20 protein-coding genes are annotated in these 21,258 nt (G+C 67.2%); 10 read left to right on the top strand and 10 right to left on the bottom strand.

What is annotated here, in order from left to right; translation table 11 throughout:
- The first annotated feature begins 30 nt into the window (after positions 1-30).
- Complete coding sequence (gene purT / locus AC5P7X_RS07495; RefSeq protein ID WP_139726818.1) at positions 31-1,218, top strand: formate-dependent phosphoribosylglycinamide formyltransferase; 1,188 nt, start codon at positions 31-33, stop codon at positions 1,216-1,218.
- Positions 1,219-1,303: 85 nt separating this feature from the next.
- Here purT and AC5P7X_RS07490 read toward each other — a convergent pair whose 3' ends face one another.
- Both AC5P7X_RS07490 and AC5P7X_RS07485 read right to left on the bottom strand, forming a co-directional pair.
- Positions 1,304-2,512, bottom strand: coding sequence for an endonuclease/exonuclease/phosphatase family protein (locus AC5P7X_RS07490; RefSeq protein ID WP_495214687.1), 1,209 nt, complete (start codon positions 2,510-2,512; stop codon positions 1,304-1,306).
- A 37-nt stretch (positions 2,513-2,549) separates the two neighbouring features.
- The gene (locus AC5P7X_RS07485; protein ID WP_053500802.1) at positions 2,550-3,305 is read right to left on the bottom strand and encodes an arginyltransferase; all 756 of its coding nucleotides are present in this window, start codon (positions 3,303-3,305) and stop codon (positions 2,550-2,552) included.
- A gap of 156 nt (positions 3,306-3,461) precedes the next feature.
- Here AC5P7X_RS07485 and AC5P7X_RS07480 point away from each other — a divergent pair, with 156 nt between their 5' ends.
- On the top strand, positions 3,462-4,022 hold the full coding sequence (locus AC5P7X_RS07480) for an EF-hand domain-containing protein (RefSeq protein WP_495214686.1): 561 nt from the start codon (positions 3,462-3,464) through the stop codon (positions 4,020-4,022).
- Between the two features lie 59 nt (positions 4,023-4,081).
- Here AC5P7X_RS07480 and AC5P7X_RS07475 read toward each other — a convergent pair whose 3' ends face one another.
- The 4 genes from AC5P7X_RS07475 to AC5P7X_RS07460 all read right to left on the bottom strand — a co-directional run bounded on the left by AC5P7X_RS07475 (position 4,082) and on the right by AC5P7X_RS07460 (position 7,764).
- On the bottom strand, positions 4,082-5,299 hold the full coding sequence (locus tag AC5P7X_RS07475) for an RNA polymerase sigma factor (protein WP_495214685.1): 1,218 nt from the start codon (positions 5,297-5,299) through the stop codon (positions 4,082-4,084).
- Between the two features lie 182 nt (positions 5,300-5,481).
- Positions 5,482-5,976, bottom strand: coding sequence for a pathogenicity-like protein (locus AC5P7X_RS07470; protein WP_372485722.1), 495 nt, complete (start codon positions 5,974-5,976; stop codon positions 5,482-5,484).
- A 3-nt stretch (positions 5,977-5,979) separates the two neighbouring features.
- Complete coding sequence (tesB, locus tag AC5P7X_RS07465) at positions 5,980-6,900, bottom strand: acyl-CoA thioesterase II (RefSeq protein WP_005408551.1); 921 nt, start codon at positions 6,898-6,900, stop codon at positions 5,980-5,982.
- A gap of 87 nt (positions 6,901-6,987) precedes the next feature.
- Entirely contained in the window at positions 6,988-7,764 is a 777-nt protein-coding gene (locus AC5P7X_RS07460) for an enoyl-CoA hydratase/isomerase family protein (RefSeq protein WP_070489574.1), read from the bottom strand.
- 34 nt (positions 7,765-7,798) lie between these two features.
- Between AC5P7X_RS07460 and AC5P7X_RS07455 the strand changes: the two genes are divergently transcribed.
- Positions 7,799-8,245: a copper chaperone PCu(A)C gene (locus tag AC5P7X_RS07455; RefSeq protein WP_495214684.1), complete on the top strand. Its 447-nt coding sequence runs from the start codon at positions 7,799-7,801 to the stop codon at positions 8,243-8,245.
- A gap of 92 nt (positions 8,246-8,337) precedes the next feature.
- Here the strand turns inward: AC5P7X_RS07455 and AC5P7X_RS07450 are convergent, their stop codons facing one another.
- The 3 genes from AC5P7X_RS07450 to uvrA form a co-directional block, all read right to left on the bottom strand.
- Positions 8,338-9,063 carry an enolase gene (locus AC5P7X_RS07450; protein WP_235649520.1) on the bottom strand — a complete coding sequence of 242 codons (726 nt, stop codon included), beginning with the start codon at positions 9,061-9,063 and terminating at the stop codon, positions 8,338-8,340.
- Positions 9,064-9,153: 90 nt separating this feature from the next.
- Positions 9,154-9,561, bottom strand: a complete 408-nt coding sequence (locus AC5P7X_RS07445; protein ID WP_053501120.1) for an acyl-CoA thioesterase — start codon at positions 9,559-9,561, stop codon at positions 9,154-9,156.
- The gene (uvrA, locus tag AC5P7X_RS07440; protein WP_053501121.1) at positions 9,561-12,554 is read right to left on the bottom strand and encodes an excinuclease ABC subunit UvrA; all 2,994 of its coding nucleotides are present in this window, start codon (positions 12,552-12,554) and stop codon (positions 9,561-9,563) included. The genes AC5P7X_RS07445 and uvrA overlap by 1 nt, the downstream gene beginning before the upstream one ends.
- Positions 12,555-12,871: 317 nt before the next feature.
- Here uvrA and rplU point away from each other — a divergent pair, with 317 nt between their 5' ends.
- The 3 genes from rplU to cgtA all read left to right on the top strand — a co-directional run bounded on the left by rplU (position 12,872) and on the right by cgtA (position 14,692).
- Entirely contained in the window at positions 12,872-13,180 is a 309-nt protein-coding gene (gene rplU, locus AC5P7X_RS07435; protein ID WP_005408557.1) for a 50S ribosomal protein L21, read from the top strand.
- An 18-nt stretch (positions 13,181-13,198) separates the two neighbouring features.
- Entirely contained in the window at positions 13,199-13,462 is a 264-nt protein-coding gene (gene rpmA, locus AC5P7X_RS07430) for a 50S ribosomal protein L27 (protein WP_005415704.1), read from the top strand.
- A 177-nt stretch (positions 13,463-13,639) separates the two neighbouring features.
- Positions 13,640-14,692 (top strand): Obg family GTPase CgtA, encoded by a 1,053-nt coding sequence (cgtA, locus tag AC5P7X_RS07425; protein ID WP_495214683.1) that lies wholly within the window; start codon positions 13,640-13,642, stop codon positions 14,690-14,692.
- Positions 14,693-14,886: 194 nt separating this feature from the next.
- Here the strand turns inward: cgtA and rpsT are convergent, their stop codons facing one another.
- Entirely contained in the window at positions 14,887-15,156 is a 270-nt protein-coding gene (gene rpsT, locus AC5P7X_RS07420) for a 30S ribosomal protein S20 (protein WP_005408560.1), read from the bottom strand.
- A 116-nt stretch (positions 15,157-15,272) separates the two neighbouring features.
- Here rpsT and murJ point away from each other — a divergent pair, with 116 nt between their 5' ends.
- From murJ to lspA, 4 genes are all read left to right on the top strand, one after another.
- Positions 15,273-16,877 carry a murein biosynthesis integral membrane protein MurJ gene (gene murJ / locus AC5P7X_RS07415; RefSeq protein ID WP_095377769.1) on the top strand — a complete coding sequence of 535 codons (1,605 nt, stop codon included), beginning with the start codon at positions 15,273-15,275 and terminating at the stop codon, positions 16,875-16,877.
- Between the two features lie 74 nt (positions 16,878-16,951).
- Positions 16,952-17,899, top strand: a complete 948-nt coding sequence (locus AC5P7X_RS07410) for a bifunctional riboflavin kinase/FAD synthetase (protein WP_005415707.1) — start codon at positions 16,952-16,954, stop codon at positions 17,897-17,899.
- Complete coding sequence (ileS, locus tag AC5P7X_RS07405; RefSeq protein ID WP_495214682.1) at positions 17,896-20,727, top strand: isoleucine--tRNA ligase; 2,832 nt, start codon at positions 17,896-17,898, stop codon at positions 20,725-20,727. The genes AC5P7X_RS07410 and ileS overlap by 4 nt, the downstream gene beginning before the upstream one ends.
- Complete coding sequence (gene lspA, locus AC5P7X_RS07400; RefSeq protein ID WP_005415709.1) at positions 20,727-21,251, top strand: signal peptidase II; 525 nt, start codon at positions 20,727-20,729, stop codon at positions 21,249-21,251. Before ileS ends, lspA begins: the two co-directional genes overlap by 1 nt.
- The last annotated feature ends 7 nt before the right edge of the window (positions 21,252-21,258 follow it).

Below are 21,258 nucleotides of genomic sequence, written 5' to 3'. Positions count from 1 at the left end.
ACCCGCCTTCACGTCGCTGCTGGAACCGCCATGGCCAAGCTTGGAACTCCGTTGTCCCCCTCCGCCACCCGCGTGCTGCTGCTGGGCTCGGGCGAACTCGGCAAGGAGGTGGCCATCGAGCTGCAGCGGCTGGGCGTGGAAGTGATCGCCGCTGACCGCTACGCCGATGCCCCGGCCATGCAGGTCGCCCACCGCTCGCACGTGATCGACATGCTCGATGCGATGGCGCTGCGCGCCCTGATCGCCCAGGAGCAGCCACATCTGGTGGTGCCGGAGATCGAGGCCATCCATACCGAGACCCTGGTCCAGCTGGAGCAGGAGCAAGGCCTGCGGGTGATCCCGACCGCACGCGCCGCGCGCCTGACCATGGACCGCGAGGGCATCCGCCGCCTCGCCGCCGAAACCCTGGGCCTGCCGACCTCGCCCTACCGCTTCGTCGATACCGAGGCCGAATACCGCGCTGCCGTGGCTGCCATCGGTCTGCCGTGCGTGGTCAAGCCGGTGATGTCGTCCTCGGGCAAGGGCCAGAGCACCCTGCGCAGCGAAGCGGACATCGCTCCGGCCTGGGAGTACGCACAGACCGGTGGCCGTGCCGGTGCCGGCCGCTGCATCGTCGAAGGCTTCATCGATTTCGACTACGAGATCACCCTGTTGACCGTGCGCCATGCCGGCGGCACCTCATTCTGTGCGCCGATCGGCCACCTGCAGAAGGATGGCGACTACCGCGAAAGCTGGCAGCCGCAGCCGATGTCGAGCGCGGCACTGGCGCGTGCCGAAGAGATTTCGCGTGCGATCACCGACGACCTTGGCGGCTGGGGCCTGTTCGGCGTCGAGCTGTTCGTGAAGGGCGACGAGGTGTGGTTCAGCGAAGTGTCGCCGCGCCCGCACGATACCGGCCTGGTGACCCTGGTTTCGCAGGAACTGAGCGAGTTCGCGCTGCACGCGCGCGCGATCCTCGGCCTGCCGGTTCCGGTGATCCGCCAGAGTGGCCCGTCGGCGTCGTGCGCGCTGTTGGCACACGGCGAGGGTGTGCCGTACTTCAACAATGTCGCCGCCGCGCTGCAGGTACCGGATACCGCCGTGCGCCTGTTCGGCAAGCCGAGCGTGCATGGCCACCGCCGCGTCGGTGTGACCCTGGCGCGCGCGGAAACCATCGACGAAGCACGCGCCATCGCGCGTGATGCCGCCGACGCCATCGGCGTCGAACTGCGCCCGTAAAAAAGGAGCGACGATCAACGGTCGTCGCCTACCGAAACCCGGTGGGTACCGACCGTTGGTCGGTACAAAAAAAGGGGGCGGACGGTTACGGCTTCACGTCCACCCACACGAGGTGGTGGTCGCTGCCGTCGGCGATCTTCGCTTCCGGGCTTTCATTGGCCGGCCAGAAGATGCCGCTGCCCACGTACTCGAAACCGGTCGAGGGAAGCACGTAGTCCAGGCGCATGGTGCCGGACTTCGGGCCGAAATCGCCGGTGGCGTGGAACGGTGCGCCCTTGCGTTCGATGCCCTTGGCCGCATAGGCCAGGCTGGTCTGCTCGCCGCCGACGCTGCGCGGGGTGGGGTAGCGCAGCACGCGCGCGTTCTCGATCAGCTCGACGATCGCCTCGTGGCGGCCATCGCCATCGACCGGGTCGTTGTTCAGATCGCCGAGGATCACGAAGCGCGCGTCCTCCGCCAAGCCGCCGCACTGGCCCTTGTCGTCGCACAGCCAGGGCTTCTCACCCTTGGACAGGTATTCCTGCCACAGGCGCAGTTCGTCGTGGTTGCGTGCCGCGTTGCGCTTTTCCGGGCCGTCGAACACCGGCGGCGTCGGATGCGAGACCAGCGCGTGGACCACGCCGCCCGGGGTCTTCACCGGCACGTCCCAATGCGACTTCGAGGACAGGCGCAGCTGCGACCACGCGTGGTCGTTGTAGAAGCTCTGGCCGGTACGCGGATCGACCGGGCGGATGGCGCCGGGCATCGCGCTCCACTTCAACAGCTGGAAGCTGCGCACCTTGGTTTCATCGATCGGGTAGCGCGACAGCACCAGCATGCCGTACTGGCCCGGGTGCAGGCCGTAGCCCCACGCGTCATTGCCACGGCTGCGGCCTTCGCCGCCGACCACGCCGTTGTTGTCCAGATCCAGGCCGCTGGGCACACCGGTGTTGACCGGCGCCAGGTAGCGGTAGGCAAAGTGCAGCGGCTTGCCGCCGCCGGGCTGGGCGACTTCCAGGTAGCGCTTCTGGAACAGGTCGGCGGCGCGATGGGCATCGTCGAAATCGAATTCGTTCAGCAGTACCAGGTCCGGGCGCACCTGCTGCAGCACGGCGGCGATCTTGCGTGCGTGCTCGCTGTCGCCCTCCAGTTCCTTGATCAGGCCACCGGCATCATCGGAGTACAGCGAAGTGTTGTAGGTGGCCAGGCGCAGCGCAGTGGACGGCTTCTCGGTCATCGCGGGGGACGTGGCAAAGGCGGGGGCGGTGGCGCCGCAGAGCAGGGCCAGGGCGAGGATCAGGGGTTTGGCGTTCATCCCCCTATTCTGCACCCGGCCCGGTGTCAGCGGTTTGTCAGCGCCCGTCCAGTTCGTTGTCGAAATCGTGCCATCGGCGGCCGTCGTAGGCCTCAAGGGGATGGAAGCGGCGCTTGTAGTCCATCTTCTGGTGCCCGCGGATCCAGTAGCCCAGGTACACGTGCGGCAACCCCTCGCGGCGCGCCCACTCGATCTGTTGGAGGATTGCGAAGGTACCCAGGCCGCGCGCGGCGTGGTCCGGGTCGAAGAAGGTGTAGACCGCCGAGAGGCCATGCTCGGTGACGTCGGTCACCGCCACCCCCAGCAACTGGCTGGGCTGGCCGTCGTGGCCGGGCAGGCGCATCTCCATGAAGCGGGTGTGCGACCAGCTGCCGATCAGGAACTGCTCGAACTCGTGCGGGCCATGGTCGTCCATGCCGCCATTGGCGTGGCGGTGGGTGAGGTAGCGGTGATACAGCGCGAACAGGTCGTCACGGGCGGTGGCGGCGGTGATCCGCACCTCCAGGTCGTCATTGCGGGCGGCACAGCGGCGCTGGCTGCGGTCCGGGGCGAAGCGGGCCACCGGGATGCGCACCGCCACGCAGGCCTGGCAGTGCGCGCAGTGCGGCCGGTAGACCAGATCACCGCTGCGGCGGAAGCCCCAGCTCAGTGCCAGCGGGTACAGGCCACCCAGCCGGCGATCGTGCGGGTCCAGCACCAGGTCGCGCGCCACCCGGTCGGACCAGTACCCGCAGGGGTGCTCGCCGGTCTGGAAAAGCCGCAGTTCGTCGTCTCTGTCGCCGTGTAGTGCCATGGGCACAGCATAGCCCCAGCCCGTCGCAGTGGCGGCGACTGTCCGCCGGATGAATGGAACCGGCCACGGCGTCAACCGATGTCGCGCCCGGGCGTTGTTGTCACTCGAGGGTGAAGTGATCACCCCGACGCAATTCCCATTCCCAGGAGTGACCCCATGATCCGTACCCCCCTGCTGCTGGCCCTGCTGCTCGGCACTTCCGCCTCCGGCATCGCGCTGGCGGCCGACACCCCGGCCACGTCGGCGCAGCGCCCGGCCAAGCTGGACACCAATGGCGACGGCGTGATCGACCGCAGCGAGGCGGCTGCCAACCCGCGCCTGGCCGCGAAGTTCGACGAGCTGGACAGGAACAAGGACGGCAAGCTCTCGCGCGATGAGATGCCGCGCTGGCAGCATGGCCGTCGTGGCCACGGCGGTGAGCGCTGGGCCAGGCTGGACGTCAACAAGGACGGCCGCATCAGCCGCGACGAGGCCAAGGCCGACCCGCGCCTGGCCGCGCGCTTCGACCAGTTCGACCTCAACAAGGACGGTTACCTGGACAAGGCTGACCGCGAGCTGCGCATGAAGCAGCATCGTGATGCCTGGTTTGCTGCCGCCGACACCAACAAGGATGGCCAGCTGAGCAAGGCCGAGTTCGACGCGGCCAGGGGCCCGATGCACGGTGGCCCGCGCCAAGGCGGTCCGCGCGACGGCGGTGCACCGAAGTCGCAGCGCTGATTCATCGCGCGCTGACCGACCACGACGCCGGCGTACTGCCGGCGTCGTGCGTTGAGGCCCTAGCGGCCGCTGGAATGGGCCACGGCATACAGCACGACGCCCAGCACCACGATGTTCATGGCGATGATCCCGGTACGCCCATACAGCGATTCATACACCCAGTTGGTGCCGGTGCGCCCACGCCGCGACGAATCGCGCGCGATCAGCGGCGCCATGATCTGCTGCAGCGGTCCCAGGCACTGGTAGTTCACCAGACCCATGCCGAGCACCAGCACCAGCAGATGCACCCACGTCGGGGTCTGCAGCAGTACCATCGCCAGCACTGCCAGGCAGCAGGCCATGGCTGTCCAGGTGTTCATGCGCACAAAGCGCCAGACCCGCGCGCGTTCGGCATCGGTCTTGGCATAGGAGAGCAGGAATCGACCGCCCAGGTAGCTGCCGATCACGCCGCCGGCAACGCCACCAGCGAACGCGCCCCAAGTGCTGGCCGGAATCATGTGCAGGTAGCCCAGGGTGGCGGTGACCGAGCCCATGGCTGTACCCCCGGCCACGCTGGCCCCGCCCAGGCCCAGCTTGCTGCTGCCCACGCCGACGCCGGCGCTCAGCAGGATCGCGGCACTGGCGGTGCCGGGTGCGGCCACCAGCACCATCGACACCACGGCGGTGGCGAAGGCGGCGCTCGGCGCGCTGCTGCGCGCGAACTCACCGAAGCGCTGCAGCAGGCCGTCGCGCACCAGCGCGCGGGCGCGCGACAGGCGCTTGCGCACGGCGGCGTCGCTGAGCCCGAGCAGGTCGGCCACCTGCTGCGAGCGCTGGCCTTCGCGGTAGTACAGCAACAGGACTTCGCGGCTGTCGGCGGGCAGGGTGGAGATGATGTCCTCGGCGGCGATTTCTTCCTCCACCCGTTGCAGGCGATCGGCTGCGCCCGGGGACGGATCGGCGGCCATCCCCATCGCCACCTCGGCCGCCTCGCCGGTCAGTGGACGGCCACGCTGGGCGCGCAGCCAGTCGCGGGCGAGGTTGCGGGTGATCTGCCGCAGCCACGGCAGGAAGCTGGTCGCGCTGCGCAGCTGGTGCAGCTGCTGCCAGCCCTTCACAAAGGCCTCCTGGGCGATGTCCTCGCTGGCCTGGCGGTCCCGGGTGATGGCCAGCGCGATGGCGGTGACCGTGTTCTGGCAGGCCAGCACGATGCGGCCGTAGGCGTGCTGGCAACCGCTGGCGGCGGCGGGCAGTTCGCGTTCCAGGGTCTGGTCGATCGATGCGGTGAACGTCGTCATGGCGGCGGCTCTCCTGCGGGGATTGTGTCCCATGACGGAGCCGCGCGCGAAGTGTGACCAGCATTCTGTGCGGTAGTGCCGGCCGCTGGCCGGCATCCTCATGACAAAAAGGGGACGGAGGGGATTAAGTCGTTTGTGCCACAAACGACTTAATCCCCTCCGTCCCCTTTTTCACCCGCGAGTCATTTCGAGGGCTGGATGCGGACCCGGACTTCTTCCTCTTCCGGCGCGGCCTGCGGGGTCGGCTGCGCCTGCTGCGGCTGGGCCTGCGGGGCGGGCACCGGGGCGCCGCGATGGCGCAGGCCGATCACCAGCGCCACGCCAGCGATCACCACCAGCAGCGCGATGCGGATGCGCCAGGCCCAGCTGCGGCCGCCGCTGCCCGGTTCCGGCGCGTCGCGGAAGGCGAATTCGGCGGTGGGGTGGTCACGGCGGGTAGTGTCGAGCAGGCGCGCTTCGCGCAGGATTTCGCGCGCGCGCGGCTGGTCGTCGGCACGCACGATCCATACCGCCGGGTAGGCGTTGGCGTTGCCCAGGTCGGTATAACTGAACTGGCCGCGGCGACGGGTCTTGTACGAGCGCCCGTTGGTCACCTTGACGTCGATCCCATGCCCGCGCAGGAGCTCGGCCACGCCTTCGACGGTTTCCACGCGCTGGCTGCTGAAGATCTGGCGCATGGGTTACTCCTTGGCCGGCACGGCGGCGGCCGCAGCCTGGTCGGGAACCACGCGGATCAGGCCTTCCTGCGCAGTGCTGGCCACCAGCACGCCGTTGCGGGTGAAGAACTGGCCGCGGGCCAGGCCGCGCGAATCCTGCGCGCTGGGGCTGTCCAGCGAGTACAGCAGCCAGTCGTCGGCGCGGAACGGGCGGTGGAACCAGATTGCGTGGTCGAGCGAGGCCATCTGCACGTGCGGGTGGTAGTAGCTGATGCCGTGCGGGAAGGTCGCCGTGCCCAGCAGGTGGAAGTCGGAGGCATAGGCCAGCAGCGCCTGGTGCAGCTCCGGGGCATCGCCGACCGGCTCGCTCAGGCGCAGCCACACCTGGTGGTAGGGCGGGCGCTTGGGCGGGTTCAACTCGTCGCGCGGGTAGACGTGGCGGAACTCGAACGGACCGCCACGCGACAGCCAGCGCTGCACCTTGATCGGCAGCCGCTCCAGCACTTCGGCCGGCAGCGGCCGGTTCGGTTCGATGTCTTCCGGCTGCGGCACTTCAGGCATCTTGTGCTGGTGCTCGGCGCCGGTCTCGGCCTGCTGGAACGAGGCCGCGCAGAAGAAGATCACCTTGCCGTGCTGGATCGCGGTGACCCGTCGCACCGAGAAGCTGCCGCCATCGCGGGTGCGGTCCACGTCGTAGACGATCGGGTGGTCGATGTTGCCGGCGCGCAGGAAGTAGGCGTGCAGCGAGTGCACGTGGCGGCCGTTGTCGACCGTGGCCTGCGCCGCAGCCAGGGCCTGGCCCAGCACCTGCCCACCGAACACGTACTTGGTGCCGATGTCGCGGCTCTGCCCGCGGAACAGGTTGTCCTCCAGCCGCTCCAGCGTGAGCAGGTCGATCAGCTCGGAGACGACGGGTTCGGGCGTGTCGTTCAAGGGGGCGGCCACAGCAGTGAAAGAGGGCCTGATTATACCGGTCAGGGGTCAGATCCCTTTCGCCCGGCGAAAGGGATCTGACCCCGGGCGGGGCAACCGCTATTTGCCCAGGCGCGCCGCCAGGGCCTGCAGGGCGTTCTGCGCGTCCGGGGCGAACCAGGCCTCGACGAAACGGTCCAGCTGGATCAGGTCCGGGTGCAGCGCTTCGTGCAGGTCGGCGCGAGCGATGGCGCGGGTCAGCAGCATCGGCTGCCGAGGCTGCTTGAGCAGGTTCTGCAGCCAGGCCACGGCGCGGGCCACCACCAGGTCACCCTCAGCCAGCTCGTCGACCAGGCCGATCTGCAGCGCCTGTTCGGCCGGTACCAGCGAACCGGTGGTCAGCAGCACGCCGGCGCGGTGCACGCCCACCGCACGGCGCAGCAGGCGCTGGATGCCCTCCGGCGCGATCAGGCCCACCTGCACCTCGTTCAGGCCGATGGCATACGGTCGCGACGGATCGGCGCTGCGCGCCATTACCCGGTAGTCGCAGCACAGGGCCAGCACGCAGCCGCCGGCCGGCGCGTGGCCGGTGATCGCTGCGACCACCGGGATGCGGCTCTCGGCCAGTGTGCGCACGGCGCCAAAGAAAGCGTTCCAGGTGTCCAGCAGCTTGTGCTTGTCATCGCCATGCGAGAGCAGGTGCGGCACGTCCATTCCACCGGTGAAGATGCGCTCGCTGCCCGACAGCACGACGCCGTGCGCGTCTTCGGCCATGGCCAGTTCGATGGCATGGATCAGCTGCCGGCACAGATCGGTGTCCAGTGCATTGACCGGCGGCCGCGCCAGGCGCAGTTCGCGGATGGGGCCGTGGTTGATCACCTCGATGAGCGTCGTCATGCTGCGGTCTCGTTGCGAAGAAGGAACCTGGGCGATGATAACCAAACCATTCGTTGGCGTATTGTGGGTGCTGTGTGCGGTTGCAGCATCGGCTTCGGCTGCGGAATCACGCTGCGTCACGGTGGAGCAGGGCTGGGCGCGGTTGCCACCGAATCCGGCGATGCCGATGACTGCCGGCTATGGCGTGATCCACAACGGCTGCAGCAGGGCGGTGGTGATCACCGGTGCGACCAGCAGTAGTTTCGGCGACGTGTCGCTGCACGAGACCACGATCGTCGATGGCGTCAGCCGGATGCGCGCGATCGAGCGCCTGCCGCTGGCAGCCGGCGCGCGTGCCGAACTCAAGCCTGGTGGCCTGCACCTGATGCTGATGCAGGGGCGGGGCGCGCTGAAGGAAGGCCAGGCGCTGCCGCTGCAGTTGCAGCTGGAAGGTGGTGGTGAAGCGAGCGCGACGTTGACCGTGCGCAAGGCTGCGCCGTAACGCGTCGCCCGTTCCGCCGGGCATGGCCCGGCGCTACCGGTGATGATCCGGCGGTCATGCCTGGGTAGCGCCGGGCCATGCCCGGCGGGATGCTACGACCAGTCGTACGAGAACAGCACCGTGCGGCTCACCGGCTCATACAGCATCACGATCGCGTCGGCGCCGGTGGCGCACCAGTTGTAGCCGGCGACTTCGGCGACGGCGAAGAACTTGTGGCCATCGCGGCGGATGACCGCCAGTTCGGCATCATCTGGAGCATGCCGGTCGTTGGCGGCGTCGGTGAATTCCAGGGTGAAGGCGGCAGGAATATCGGCCGTTTCGATCCAGTTGCCACAGGAAATCTGTCCCCCCAGCGTATCCAGATAATCGCGCTCGCTGGCCTCACCCTTGCCGTAGCGCGAGTAGCAGGCGAGGCGGCCATGCATGGCGTGGTAGTCGCGGGCCTTGGCGTAGCTGTCGCGCATCTGCGCAATGTGTTCCTGCGCGTCCTTGTCCTGTACTGCATCGCCGATGAAATAGCCCTCGTTGCCGAGGAAGCGCATCTGGTTGCCGGCGGTCAGCTCGAAGGCGATCCAGTTGGTGGCGGTGAAATCGTTGTGGTGTTCTTCGGTGGTTTCGCCGATGCAGCCGTCGTACGGCTCGATCGGGCACAGCATCGTCGCCACCTGGCCGGCCAGTTCCGGGCGCAGCACACCGAGGTCGATCTTCAGCAGCGGCAGCAGGTGCTGGCCGAGCCAGGCCTGGTCGGCGGGGAAGACGTCGGTGGGGAAGGGGACCATGCCGGGCAGCAGGTCGCTCAGTTCAGTCTGGTGGATCATGTCAGTCCTTTGAATTGGATCGGTAGTGCCGGCCGCTGGCCGGCATGCGCGAAGCGTCTGGAGGTTGCCGGCCAGCGGCCGGCACTACCTTCAGGTGGAAGCGTTGCGGATCGCCTCAGGCAGCGGCGCGCTCTTGCCGGTCTGGGTATCCATCCACACCACCACCACGTTGCCATCCGAGTACAGCTTCGACGCGTCCTGCTGGTCGACGATGCGGTGGCCGATGGTCACGCTGCTGGTGCCCAGGCGCTCGACGAACAATTCGACCACGATGTCGTTGGGCCACACGATCGGCAGCCGGTAATTGACGTTGGTCGCGGCCACCACCGGTGCGATGCGGTCGGTCATCGACACGCCGTCCACGCCCAGCATCCAGCGCACGCGCGCTTCTTCCAGGTAGGAAATGTACTTGGCGTTGTTGACGTGGCCCATGCTGTCCATGTCGCGCCAGCGCACGCTGATCGGGATGCGGGCCAGGATCTTGTGTTCGCTGCTCATCAGGCGTCCTTCTTCTTCGACGTGCTCTTGCTGGCCTTGCCGGTGCTCTTGGCGGCCACGGCCTTCTTCGCCACCTTGGCCGGCTTCTCGGGCTTCACCTTGCGCGGCGGGCGGGCGTCGGGCTTGTTGGCCACGGCGGCCGGCTGCTCGGGGCGCGCGCTGGTGGACGGCAGCATGCGGGCCAGGAACTGGCCGGTGTACGACTGCGGGCAGGCCGCCACGTCTTCCGGCGTGCCGGTGACCAGGATGGTGCCGCCGCGGTGGCCACCCTCCGGACCCAGATCGACGATCCAGTCGGCGGTCTTGATCACGTCCAGGTTGTGCTCGATCACCACCACCGTGTTGCCTTCGTCGCGCAGCTTGTGCAGCACGCCCAGCAGCGCTTCGATGTCGTGGAAGTGCAGGCCGGTGGTCGGCTCGTCGAGGATGTACAGGGTGCGGCCGGTATCGCGGCGCGACAGCTCCTTGGACAGCTTCACGCGCTGCGCTTCACCACCGGACAGCGTGGTCGCGCTCTGGCCCAGCTTGATGTAGCTCAGGCCGACGTCGACCAGTGTTTCCAGCTTGCGTGCGATCGACGGCACCGGCTCGAACAGCTTCAGCGCATCCTCGACGGTCATTTCCAGCACGTCGTTGATGTTGAAACCCTTGTACAGGATCTCCAGCGTCTCGCGGTTGTAGCGCTTGCCATGGCAGACATCGCACGGCACGTACACGTCCGGCAGGAAGTGCATCTCGACCTTGATCAGGCCATCGCCCTGGCAGGCCTCGCAGCGGCCACCACGCACGTTGAAGCTGAAGCGGCCCGGCGAGTAGCCGCGTGCACGCGCTTCGGGCACCTGTGCGAACAGTTCGCGCAGGGGAGTGAACAGGCCGGTGTAGGTGGCCGGGTTCGAACGTGGGGTGCGGCCGATCGGCGACTGGTCGATGTCCACCACCTTGTCGAACAGGTCCAGACCATCGATCTCCTTGTACGGGGCGATCGGGTGCGAGGAACCGTTGATCTCGTTGGCGGCCAGCGAGAACAGGGTGTCGTTGATCAGGGTCGACTTGCCGGAGCCGGACACGCCGGTCACGCAGGTCAGCAGGCCCGACGGAATCGCCAGGTCCACGCCCTTGAGGTTGTTGCCGCTGGCCCCGCGCAGGTGCAGGGTCATCTTCGGGTTCGGCTTGTGCCGGCGCGCCGGGATCTCGATCGCGCGCTTGCCCGACAGGTACTGGCCGGTCAGCGAGCGCGGTGCCTCCAGGATGTCCTGCAGGGTGCCCTGGCCGACGATCTCGCCGCCATGCACGCCTGCGCCCGGGCCGATGTCCAGAACGTAGTCGGCCAGGCGGATCGCGTCCTCGTCATGCTCGACCACGATCACCGTGTTGCCGAGGTCGCGCAGGCGGGTGAGGGTGCCCAGCAGGCGTTCGTTGTCGCGCTGGTGCAGGCCGATCGAGGGTTCGTCGAGCACGTACATCACGCCGACCAGGCCGGCACCGATCTGGCTGGCCAGGCGGATGCGCTGCGCCTCGCCACCGGACAGGGTGTCGGCCTTGCGCTCCAGGGTCAGGTAATCCAGGCCCACGTCGACCAGGAAGCCGAGGCGTTCGCCGATTTCCTTGACGATCTTCGCCGCGATCTCGCCACGCCAGCCCGGCAGGCTCAGCTCGCTGAAGAACTTCAGCGCCTCGTCGATCGGCAGCACCACCAGCTCCGGCAGCGGGCGGTCGGCCACGAACACATTGCGTGCAGCCTTGTTCAGGCGCGCGCCATGGCATTCCGGGCAGGGTTGTTCGCTGATGTACTTGGACAGCTCTTCGCGCACCGCCGGCGATTCGGTTTCCTTGTAGCGGCGCTCGAGGTTGGGAATGATGCCCTCGAAGCGGTGCTTGCGCTGGGTGCGGCCACCGGCTTCGGTGAAGTAGGTGAAGGTGATCGCTTCATCGCCGCTGCCGTACAGCACGGCCTGCTGCACCTTGTCCGGCAGCGAGTTCCAGGCCGCGTCGACGTCGAACCGGTAGTGCTTGGCCAGCGAAGCGATCAGCTGGAAGTAGTAGGCATTGCGGCGGTCCCAGCCGCGCACCGCGCCGGCGGCCAGCGACAGCTCGGGGTGCACCACCACGCGCGAGGGATCGAAGAACTCGGCCATGCCCAGGCCATCGCAGCCGGGGCAGGCGCCCATCGGCGCGTTGAACGAGAACAGGCGCGGCTCCAGTTCCGGCAGCGAGTAATCGCAGACCGGGCAGGAGTATTTGGAGGAGAACAGGGTCGGCGCGGTTTCCGTGTTGTCCAGGCTCTGCACCGAGGCCATGCCGTCGCCCAGCTTCAGCGCGGTCTCGAAGCTCTCGGCCAGGCGCTGCTTGATGTCCTCGCGCGGGCGGAAGCGGTCGATCACCGCCTCGATGGTGTGCTTCTGGCGCAGCGCCAGCGGCGGCACCGCGTCGATCTCATGCAGCTCGCCGTCCACGCGCACGCGCACGAAGCCCTGCGCGCGCAGCTGGTCGAACACCTGGGCATGCTCGCCCTTGCGGTCGCGGATGACCGGCGCCAGCAGCATGTAGCGCTGTTCCGGGTCGAGGGTCAGCACCTGGTCGACCATCTGGCTGACCGTCTGCGCTTCCAGCGGATAGCCGTGGTCTGGGCAGCGCGGGGTGCCTACGCGGGCGTACAGCAGGCGCAGGTAGTCGTAGATCTCGGTGATCGTGCCGACCGTCGAACGCGGGTTGTGCGAGGTCGACTTCTGCTCGATCGAGATCGCCGGGGACAGGCCCTCGATGTGGTCCAGGTCCGGTTTTTCCATCACGCTCAGGAACTGGCGCGCATAGGCCGACAACGACTCGACATAGCGGCGCTGGCCTTCTGCATAGATGGTGTCGAACGCCAGCGAGGACTTGCCCGAGCCGGACAGGCCGGTGATCACGATCAGCTTGTCGCGGGGCAGGTCGAGGTCGAGGTTCTTCAGGTTGTGCGTCCGCGCGCCGCGGATGCGGATGAAATCCATCGCCATGGGGGATCCGGTTGTGGGGGCGTTGGCTGGGTGCCGGGCCAGCAGGGAACGGCAATCGGTCAGCCTACCGAGGTGACCAGATGGGGGCAATGGGCGACAATGCCAGCCCGGTGTCTCACCTTGTGAGACAGGCCGACAGGCAGGGGTCAGATCCCTTTTCACGGGGTGAAAAGGGATCTGACCCCGTTCCGACGCCGCCCTCTGCGGCGTTCAGGGGTTGACTTGACCCGCGCCCGATGATCTGCGTACAATCCCGCTCCTGTCCGCCCTCGATGGCGGCAGCTCAGACCACAATAACTACAGAGGAAGGCCTGGTCATGTACGCAGTACTGGTCACCGGCGGTAAGCAATACCGCGTGGCGCAGGGCGAAAAGCTCCGCATTGAAAAGCTCGAAGTCGAAGTCGGCAGCGAGATCAAGTTTGACAACATCCTGATGCTGGGTGACAGCGACGGCGTGAAGCTGGGCGATGCGCTGAAGGGCGCTGCCGTCACCGCCAAGGTCCTGTCCCAGGGTCGTGCTGACAAGGTCCGGATCATCAAGTTCCGTCGCCGCAAGCACCACATGAAGCGTCAGGGTCACCGTCAGTACTACACCGAAATCGAGATCACCGGCATCGCCGGCTAAGCATCAGGAGAAGCAGTCATGGCACATAAAAAGGGCGTAGGCTCCTCGCGCAACGGTCGCGACTCCAACCCGAAGTACCTGGGCGTCAAGATCTTCGGCGGCCAGGCCATCGAAGCCGGCAACATCATCGTGCGTCAGCGCGGCACCCAGTTCCACCCGGGTTCGGGCGTTGGCCTGGGCCGTGACCACACCCTGTTCGCCCTCGTGGACGGCAAGGTGGAGTTCTCGGTCAAGGGCGCCAAGAAGCGTCGCACCGTCAGCATCGTCTCGGCCGACGCCTGATCCAGGCATCGCCGGCACCCGTGCCCCGGCATGGGAGTGCTGCATGAAGAGCCCCGCTTCGGCGGGGCTTTTCGTTAGAGTTGAAGCAAGACCGGCCAGGCCGGGCTGCCGGCCATCGGCAGGCATAACATTCAAGGCGGCGGCCTGCAGGCCACGCCCATCGCAGGCATCGAAACAATGAAACTGGTAGACGAAGCAGAAATCGAAGTGTTCGCCGGCAACGGCGGCAACGGCTGCATTGGCTTCCGTCGCGAGAAGTTCATTCCGCTCGGCGGCCCGGACGGCGGCGACGGCGGTGCGGGCGGCAGCGTGTACATCCGCGCCGACGAAAACCTGAACACCCTGGTCGACTTCCGCCATGACCGTATCTTCAAGGCGCAGCGCGGCGAGAACGGCATGGGCCGCCAGGCCTATGGCAAGGGTGGCGAAGACCTGACCATCACCGTGCCGGTCGGCACCGTGGTGATCAACGTGGCGACCGATGAAGTCATCGGCGACCTGACCCAGCACGGCGATCGCCTGCTGGTGGCCAAGGGCGGTCGCGGCGGCCTGGGCAACATGCACTTCAAGAGCTCGACCAACCGCTCGCCGCGCCAGGCGTTGCCGGGCGAGCCGGGCGAGGAGCGCACGCTGAAGCTGGAGCTGAAGCTGCTGGCCGATGTCGGGCTGCTGGGCTTCCCCAACGCCGGCAAGAGCACCCTGATCCGCGCCGTTTCGGCGGCGACGCCGAAGGTGGCTGATTACCCGTTCACCACGCTGTACCCGAACCTGGGCGTGGTGAAGGTGGAGAACCACCGCAGCTTCGTGATCGCCGACATTCCCGGCCTGATCGAAGGCGCGGCCGATGGCGCCGGCCTGGGCGCGCAGTTCCTGCGCCACCTGCAGCGCACCCGCCTGCTGCTGCACCTGGTGGACATCTCGCCGATGGAAGGTGGCGTGGACGGCATCTCGCCGGTGGAGCAGGTGCGTGCGATCGAGCGCGAGCTGGGGAAGCACGATCCGGAACTGCTGAAAAAGCCGCGCTGGCTGGTGCTGAACAAGGCTGACCTGATGTTCGAAGACGAGGCGCAGGCCGCGGCCGAGCAGATCGTTGCCGAGCTGGGCTGGAAGGAGTCGTGGTTCCTGGTCTCCGCACTGGGTCGCGAAGGCACCTTCCCGATCATGAGCCGCATCATGGCCTTCTTCGATCGCCAGAAGGAAGAAGAGCAGGAAGCCCGCGACGCGCAATGATGGCGTTGTGGCTCCGTGCAAAAAACCCGGCTTTGGCCGGGTTTTTTGTTGCCGGGGTCAGATCCCTTTTCCGCTGGAAAAGGGATCTGACCCCGGACGTGTCAAAAGTCCCGGATCGCGGGCAACAAAAAACCCGGCCGGGGCCGGGCTTTTGTCTGCAGCCCAACCCCGAAGGGCAGGGCGGCAACGCCGGATCAGGCGGCCTTGAGGGCCTTGATGCGGTCGTTCAGGCGGCTCTTGTGGCGAGCAGCCTTGTTCTTGTGGATCAGGCCACGCGCGCTGAAGCGATCCAGGATCGGCTGGGCAACGGCGAAGGCGGCTTCGGCGCCGGCGGCATCGTTGGCGTCCAGCGCCTTGATCACTTTCTTGACAGCGGTGCGCAGCATCGAGCGCTGAGCCACGTTGCGCGCGTTGCGCACGACGGTCTGCTTGGCGCGCTTCTTGGCGGACTTGATATTGGCCACGGTGGTGGTTTCCTGAAAAATCGGTGTTATGGGAACAGCAAGCTAGCTAGTATGATGGCGTAAGAAATGCACGTCAAGTCGATTGTCAAGAGGGACGCTGAGTGAGTTCACCCAAGTTGTTGCGGGGCCTGCTGTCGTTCAGCAGCATGACCATGGTCTCGCGCGTTCTCGGACTTGTCCGGGACTTCGTGGTGACCACCACGTTCGGCACCAACGCCATCACTGATGCTTTCTGGGTCGCCTTCAGGGTACCCAATTTCCTGCGCCGGTTGTTCGCCGAAGGGTCTTTTGCCACCGCTTTCGTGCCGGTGTTCACGGAAGTGAAGGAAACCCGCAGCCACGCCGAGCTGCGCGAACTGATGGCCCGCACCGCCGGCACCCTGGGCGGGGTGCTGATGCTGGTCACCGCACTGGCGCTGATCTTCGCGCCGCAGCTGGCCTCGGTCTTCTCCAGTGGCGTTGATACCGACCCGGTCAAGCAGGGCCTGCTGGTCGACCTGTTCCGCCTGACCTTCCCGTTCCTGCTGTTCGTCTCGCTGACCGCACTGGCCGGTGGTGCGCTGAACAGCTTCCAGCGCTTTGCCATGCCGGCACTGACCCCGGTCATTCTCAACCTGTGCATGATCGCCGGCGCGCTGTGGCTGGCACCGCGGCTGGGCGGCACGCCGGAAAAGCAGATCCTGGCGCTGGGCTGGGCGGTGCTGGCCGCCGGCATCCTGCAGTTGCTGTTCCAGCTGCCCTCGCTGAAGGGCATCAACCTGCTGACCCTGCCGCGCTGGGGCTGGCGCCACCCGGGTGTGCGCAAGGTCATGACGCTGATGGTGCCGACCCTGTTTGGTTCCTCGGTGGCGCAGATCAACCTGCTGCTGGATACGGTGATCGCGGCCAAGCTGACCGACGGCTCGCAGTCGTGGCTGTCGCTGGCTGACCGCTTCCTGGAGCTGCCGCTGGGCGTGTTCGGCGTGGCGCTGGGCACGGTGATCCTGCCGGCGCTGGCCCGCCACCATGTCAGCACCGACCGCGAGGGCTTCTCGCGCTCGCTGGACTGGGGCCTGCGCATGACCCTGCTGATCTCGGTGCCGGCCATGCTGGGCCTGCTGCTGCTGGCCGAGCCGCTGATCGCGACCATCTTCCAGCACGGCCAGTTCAGCGCCTTCGACACCCGCATGACCGCGCTGTCGGTGTATGGCCTGAGCTTCGGCCTGCCGGCATTCGCCCTGCTGAAGGTGGTGCTGCCGGCCTTCTACGCCCGCCAGGACACCAAGACCCCGGTACGCGCCGGCGTGGCGGCGCTGGTGGCCAACATGGTGTTCAACTTCGCCCTGCTGGCCGTGCTGTACCAGGTGATGGTGCCCGACGCGCTGAAGGCGCAGGGCGTGATGGCGGCCATCGGCAAGCAGCCGGGCCTGCACCTGGCACTGGGCATCGCCAGCGCGCTGTCCAGTTACCTGAACCTGGGCCTGCTCTGGTACTGGCTGGGCAAGACCGATGTCTACCAGCGCCGGCCGGGTTGGGGCGGCTATCTGCTGCGCCTGGTGCTGGCCTGTGCGGCCATGGTTGGCGTGCTGTTGGCCCTGCTGCACTGGCTGCCGGGTTTCTCCGCGATGCGTGTCTGGGAGCGGATCGGCGCCCTTGCGTTGCTGGTCGGCGGCGGCGGCGCGACCTATGCCGTGGCCATGCTGGCGATGGGCTTCCGTCCGCGCGACCTGCGCGGGCATTGATCGCGGTCCGTGGCGGCTATACTTCAGGGTTACACCATTGAAGCGGCGGCCCGGTCGGGCCGGAACGAGAGTTGATGAGCAGGCTGTTCAGAAGCGTCGAGGGCGGGGAGCTGTTCCCCAACGGAAGCGTGGTCTGTATCGGTGCATTCGACGGCCTCCACCTGGGCCATCGTGCGCTGGTCCGCCACGCGGTCGCCCGCGCGCGCGCCTTGGGCGTGGCCGCAGTGGCCGTGGCATTCGAGCCGCTGCCGCGTGAATTCTTCGCCCAGGGCACGCCGCCGCCGCGGCTGACCCTGGCGCGCAGCAAGGTCGAGATCCTGCGCGAGCTCGGTGTCGATGCGGTCGGCCTGCTGCGCTTCGACGCGGCGATGGCGGCGATGCCGGCCGAGACCTTCGTGCGCCGGTTGCTGGTGCACCGGCTGGGCGCCCGCGAAGTCTGGATCGGGCCGGAGTTCTGCTTCGGCAACCGCCGCCGCGGTGATCTGGCACTGCTGCAGGAGATGGGCGCCGAACTGGGCTTCAGCGCCGGCGAGATTGAAGCGGTGGACCTGCATGGCGAGCGCATCTCCAGCACCCGCATCCGCCAGCTGCTGCAGGGGGGCGATTTCGCCCGCGCCAACGACCTGCTCGGTCGCCCGTATGCGATCAGCGGGCGCGTGGTGCGCGGTCGCCAGCTTGGCCGTACGCTGGGCTTCCCCACCGCCAACCTGCGCTTCCCGAAGACCCCGGCGCTGTCGGGCATCTACGCAACCTGGGTGCACGGCGTGTTCGACCAGCCGTGGCCGTCGGTGTCCAGCTTCGGCACTCGGCCGACGGTGGAGGGCGTGGAGCCGCTGCTGGAAGCCCACCTGTTCGATTTCCAGGGCGACCTGTACGGGCGCCACATCGACGTGGAGTTTGTCGCCAAGCTGCGCGACGAAGAGAAATTCAATGATCTGGCGGCACTGACCGACCAGATGCACCGCGACGCCGAACAGGCGCGCGCCCTCCTTTCCGAACATAGATTGCGAGCCACTGCGTGAGCCAGGACTACAAGACCACCCTGAACCTGCCAGCCACCGAATTCCCGATGCGCGGCGACCTGCCCAAGCGCGAGCCGGGCATTCTGGCGCAGTGGGAAGCGCAGGGGCTCTACCAGCAGCTGCGTGACAACGCCGCCGGCCGCCCGCTGTTCGTGCTGCACGACGGCCCGCCCTACGCCAACGGCCGCATCCACCTGGGCCATGCGGTCAACAAGATCCTGAAGGACATCATCGTCAAGTCGCGCTACCTGGCCGGCTTCGATGCGCCCTATGTGCCGGGCTGGGACTGCCATGGCCTGCCGATCGAGATCGCGGTCGAGAAGAAGTGGGGCAAGGTCGGCACCAAGCTCGATGCGGTTGAATTCCGGCAGAAGTGCCGCGAGTTCGCCGAAGAGCAGATCAACATCCAGCGCGTGGACTTCAAGCGCCTGGGCGTGACCGGCGATTGGGACAACCCGTACAAGACCCTGAGTTTCGACTTCGAAGCCAATGAGATCCGTGCGCTGGCCAAGGTCGTCGCCAACGGTCACCTGGTGCGTGGCGCCAAGCCGGTGTACTGGTGCTTCGACTGTGGCTCGGCACTGGCCGAGGCGGAGATCGAGTACCAGGAAAAGGAATCGCCGGCGATCGACGTGGCCTACGCCGCGCGCGATGCCCAGGCCATCGGCAAGGCGTTCGGCGTGAGCGTGCCGGCCGACGTCGAAGTGGCCGTGCCGATCTGGACCACCACCCCGTGGACGCTGCCGGCCTCGCTGGCGGTGTCGCTTGGCGCGGAAATCAACTATGTGCTGGCCGAAGGCCCGGCCCACAACGGCAAGCGCCGTTGGCTGGTGCTGGCCGCCGCGCTGGCCGAGCGCTCGCTGCAGCGCTACGGCGTCGAGAGCGTCGTGCTGCACGGTGAAACCACCGGTGCGGCGCTGGAGAACCAGCTGCTGGCGCATCCGTTCTATCCGGAGCGCGACATCCCGCTGCTCAATGGCGACCACGTCTCCGACGAGGACGGTACCGGTGCGGTGCACACCGCCCCTGGTCACGGCCAGGAAGACTTCGTGGTCAGCCAGAAGTACGGCCTGCTGGACAAGTACAACGCCGGGCAGGTGACCCCGATCGACGGCCGTGGCGTGTACCTGGAATCGACCCCGCCGGCCGGTGAGGTGGTGCTGGCCGGCCAGCACCTGTGGAAGGCGCAGGAGGCCATCGTCGGCGTGCTGCGTGACAATGGTTCGCTGCTGGCCTTCCACCCGATCCGCCACAGCTATCCGCACTGCTGGCGCCACAAGACACCGGTGGTGTTCCGCGCCACTCCGCAGTGGTTCATCTCGATGGACAAGGCCAACCTGCGCAGCGATGCGCTGGCCGCGATCGACACCGTCGGCTGGTTCCCGACCTGGGGCAAGGCGCGCATCCAGAGCATGGTCGACGGTCGCCCGGACTGGACCATCTCGCGCCAGCGTACCTGGGGCGTGCCGATCGCACTGTTCACCCATCGCCAGACCGGCGAGATCCACCCGCGCTCGGTGGAGCTGATGCAGCAGGTTGCCGACCGCGTCGAAGCCGAGGGCATCGACGTGTGGTATTCGCTGGACGCTGCCGAACTGCTCGGCGCCGACGCGGCCGACTACGAGAAGGTCACCGACATCCTCGACGTCTGGTTCGATTCGGGCGTGACCCATGAAGGCGTGCTCGCCGCGCGTGGCTTCGGCAAGCCGGCCGACCTGTACCTGGAAGGGTCCGACCAGCACCGCGGCTGGTTCCAGTCCTCGCTGCTGACCGGCGTGGCGATCGACAAGCGTGCCCCGTACAAGCAGTGCCTGACCCACGGCTTCACCGTGGACGAGCACGGCCGCAAGATGTCCAAGTCGCTGGGCAACGGCATCGAGCCGCAGGACATCATGAACAAGCTGGGCGCGGACATCCTGCGCCTGTGGATCGCCTCGGCCGACTACAGCAACGAGATGTCGCTGTCGCAGGAGATCCTCAAGCGCAACGCCGACGCCTACCGTCGCCTGCGCAACACCGCACGCTTCCTGCTTGGCAACCTGGACGGCTTCGATCCGGCCCAGCACCTGCAACCGCTCGAGCAGATGGTCGCGCTGGACCGCTGGATCGTGCATCGCGCGTGGGAGCTGCAGGAGAAGATCAAGGCAGCCTACGACGGCTACAACATGGCCGAGATCGTGCAGCTGCTGCTGAACTTCTGCAGCGTGGACCTGGGCTCGCTGTACCTGGACGTGACCAAGGACCGCCTGTACACGATGCCGACCGATTCGCACGGTCGCCGTTCGGCCCAGAGCGCGATGTACCACATCGCCGAAGCGTTCACCCGCTGGGTGGCGCCGATCCTGACCTTCACCGCCGACGAGCTGTGGGGTTACCTGCCGGGCGAACGTGCCGGCCATGTGCTGTTCACCACCTGGTACGACGGCCTGGCGCCGCTGCCGGCCGATGCCCAGCTCAACGCCGCCGATTTCGACCAGCTGCTGGCCGTGCGCGAGCAGGTGGCCAAGGTGCTCGAGCCGATGCGTGCCAACGGCGCGATCGGTGCCGCGCTGGAAGCGGAAATCACCATCGCCGCCAGCGAAGAGCAGGCCGCGAAGTGGCAGCCGCTGGCCGATGAACTGCGCTTCCTGTTCATCAGCGGCGACGTGCAGGTGCGGCCGGCGACCACCGACGAGGTGTTCGTCAGCGCCCAGCCGACCACCAAGACCAAGTGCGTGCGCTGCTGGCACCATCGCGCCGATGTCGGCAGCAACGCCGACCATCCGGAACTGTGCGGCCGCTGCGTGAGCAACATCACCGGTGCCGGTGAAGTGCGGAGCTGGTTCTGATGGCCGCGTCCCGTCCGCATCCGAACGCCCTGGTCTGGCTGCTGCTGTCGGCCGCCATCATCGGCCTGGACCAGTGGTCCAAGGCCTGGGTGCTGTCGAGCCTGCCGGAGTTCCAGCCGGTGGTGGTCATCGACGGCTTCTGGAACTGGTACCGCACCTACAACACCGGTGCGGCGTTCAGTTTCCTGAGTGACGCCGGTGGTTGGCAGAAGTACTTCTTCACCGCGCTGGCGATCGCCATCAGCGGCCTGATGGCCTGGTGGCTGCGCGGCACCGCCCGCGGCAACTGGAAAGCCGCAGTTCCGTATGCACTGATCATCGGCGGCGCCATCGGCAATGTGATCGACCGCCAGGTGCACGGTCACGTGGTTGATTTCATCCAGTGGTACGTGGGCAGCTATACCTGGCCCTCGTTCAACATCGCCGACTCGGCCATCGTGGTGGGTGCCATCGGCATCGCCCTGTTTGGCCTGTTCGACGGCAAGTCTGCCAAAAAGGCGGATAATGCCAACCCGAAACCGTAAGCCGGCC

The sequence above is a fragment of the Stenotrophomonas sp. YJH_SMC_53 genome, assembly GCF_059369995.1.
The sequence above is the reverse complement of the archived record's forward strand: the minus strand, read 5'-3'. Positions and strand labels throughout refer to the sequence as shown.

What these genes read in the sequence shown, in the direction of transcription:
- AC5P7X_RS07460 (WP_070489574.1), bottom strand. Translation starts at nt 7,764, where the DNA reads ATGACGACGCTCATCGAGGTGATCAACCACGGCCCCATCCGCGAACTG.
- purT (WP_139726818.1), top strand. Translation starts at nt 31, where the DNA reads ATGGCCAAGCTTGGAACTCCGTTGTCCCCCTCCGCCACCCGCGTGCTG.
- AC5P7X_RS07445 (WP_053501120.1), bottom strand. Translation starts at nt 9,561, where the DNA reads ATGAGCAGCGAACACAAGATCCTGGCCCGCATCCCGATCAGCGTGCGC.
- cgtA (WP_495214683.1), top strand. Translation starts at nt 13,640, where the DNA reads ATGAAACTGGTAGACGAAGCAGAAATCGAAGTGTTCGCCGGCAACGGC.
- rpmA (WP_005415704.1), top strand. Translation starts at nt 13,199, where the DNA reads ATGGCACATAAAAAGGGCGTAGGCTCCTCGCGCAACGGTCGCGACTCC.
- AC5P7X_RS07410 (WP_005415707.1), top strand. Translation starts at nt 16,952, where the DNA reads ATGAGCAGGCTGTTCAGAAGCGTCGAGGGCGGGGAGCTGTTCCCCAAC.
- AC5P7X_RS07470 (WP_372485722.1), bottom strand. Translation starts at nt 5,976, where the DNA reads ATGCGCCAGATCTTCAGCAGCCAGCGCGTGGAAACCGTCGAAGGCGTG.
- AC5P7X_RS07450 (WP_235649520.1), bottom strand. Translation starts at nt 9,063, where the DNA reads ATGATCCACCAGACTGAACTGAGCGACCTGCTGCCCGGCATGGTCCCC.
- AC5P7X_RS07490 (WP_495214687.1), bottom strand. Translation starts at nt 2,512, where the DNA reads ATGAACGCCAAACCCCTGATCCTCGCCCTGGCCCTGCTCTGCGGCGCC.
- AC5P7X_RS07480 (WP_495214686.1), top strand. Translation starts at nt 3,462, where the DNA reads ATGATCCGTACCCCCCTGCTGCTGGCCCTGCTGCTCGGCACTTCCGCC.
- uvrA (WP_053501121.1), bottom strand. Translation starts at nt 12,554, where the DNA reads ATGGCGATGGATTTCATCCGCATCCGCGGCGCGCGGACGCACAACCTG.
- AC5P7X_RS07475 (WP_495214685.1), bottom strand. Translation starts at nt 5,299, where the DNA reads ATGACGACGTTCACCGCATCGATCGACCAGACCCTGGAACGCGAACTG.
- AC5P7X_RS07455 (WP_495214684.1), top strand. Translation starts at nt 7,799, where the DNA reads ATGATAACCAAACCATTCGTTGGCGTATTGTGGGTGCTGTGTGCGGTT.
- lspA (WP_005415709.1), top strand. Translation starts at nt 20,727, where the DNA reads ATGGCCGCGTCCCGTCCGCATCCGAACGCCCTGGTCTGGCTGCTGCTG.
- AC5P7X_RS07485 (WP_053500802.1), bottom strand. Translation starts at nt 3,305, where the DNA reads ATGGCACTACACGGCGACAGAGACGACGAACTGCGGCTTTTCCAGACC.
- rplU (WP_005408557.1), top strand. Translation starts at nt 12,872, where the DNA reads ATGTACGCAGTACTGGTCACCGGCGGTAAGCAATACCGCGTGGCGCAG.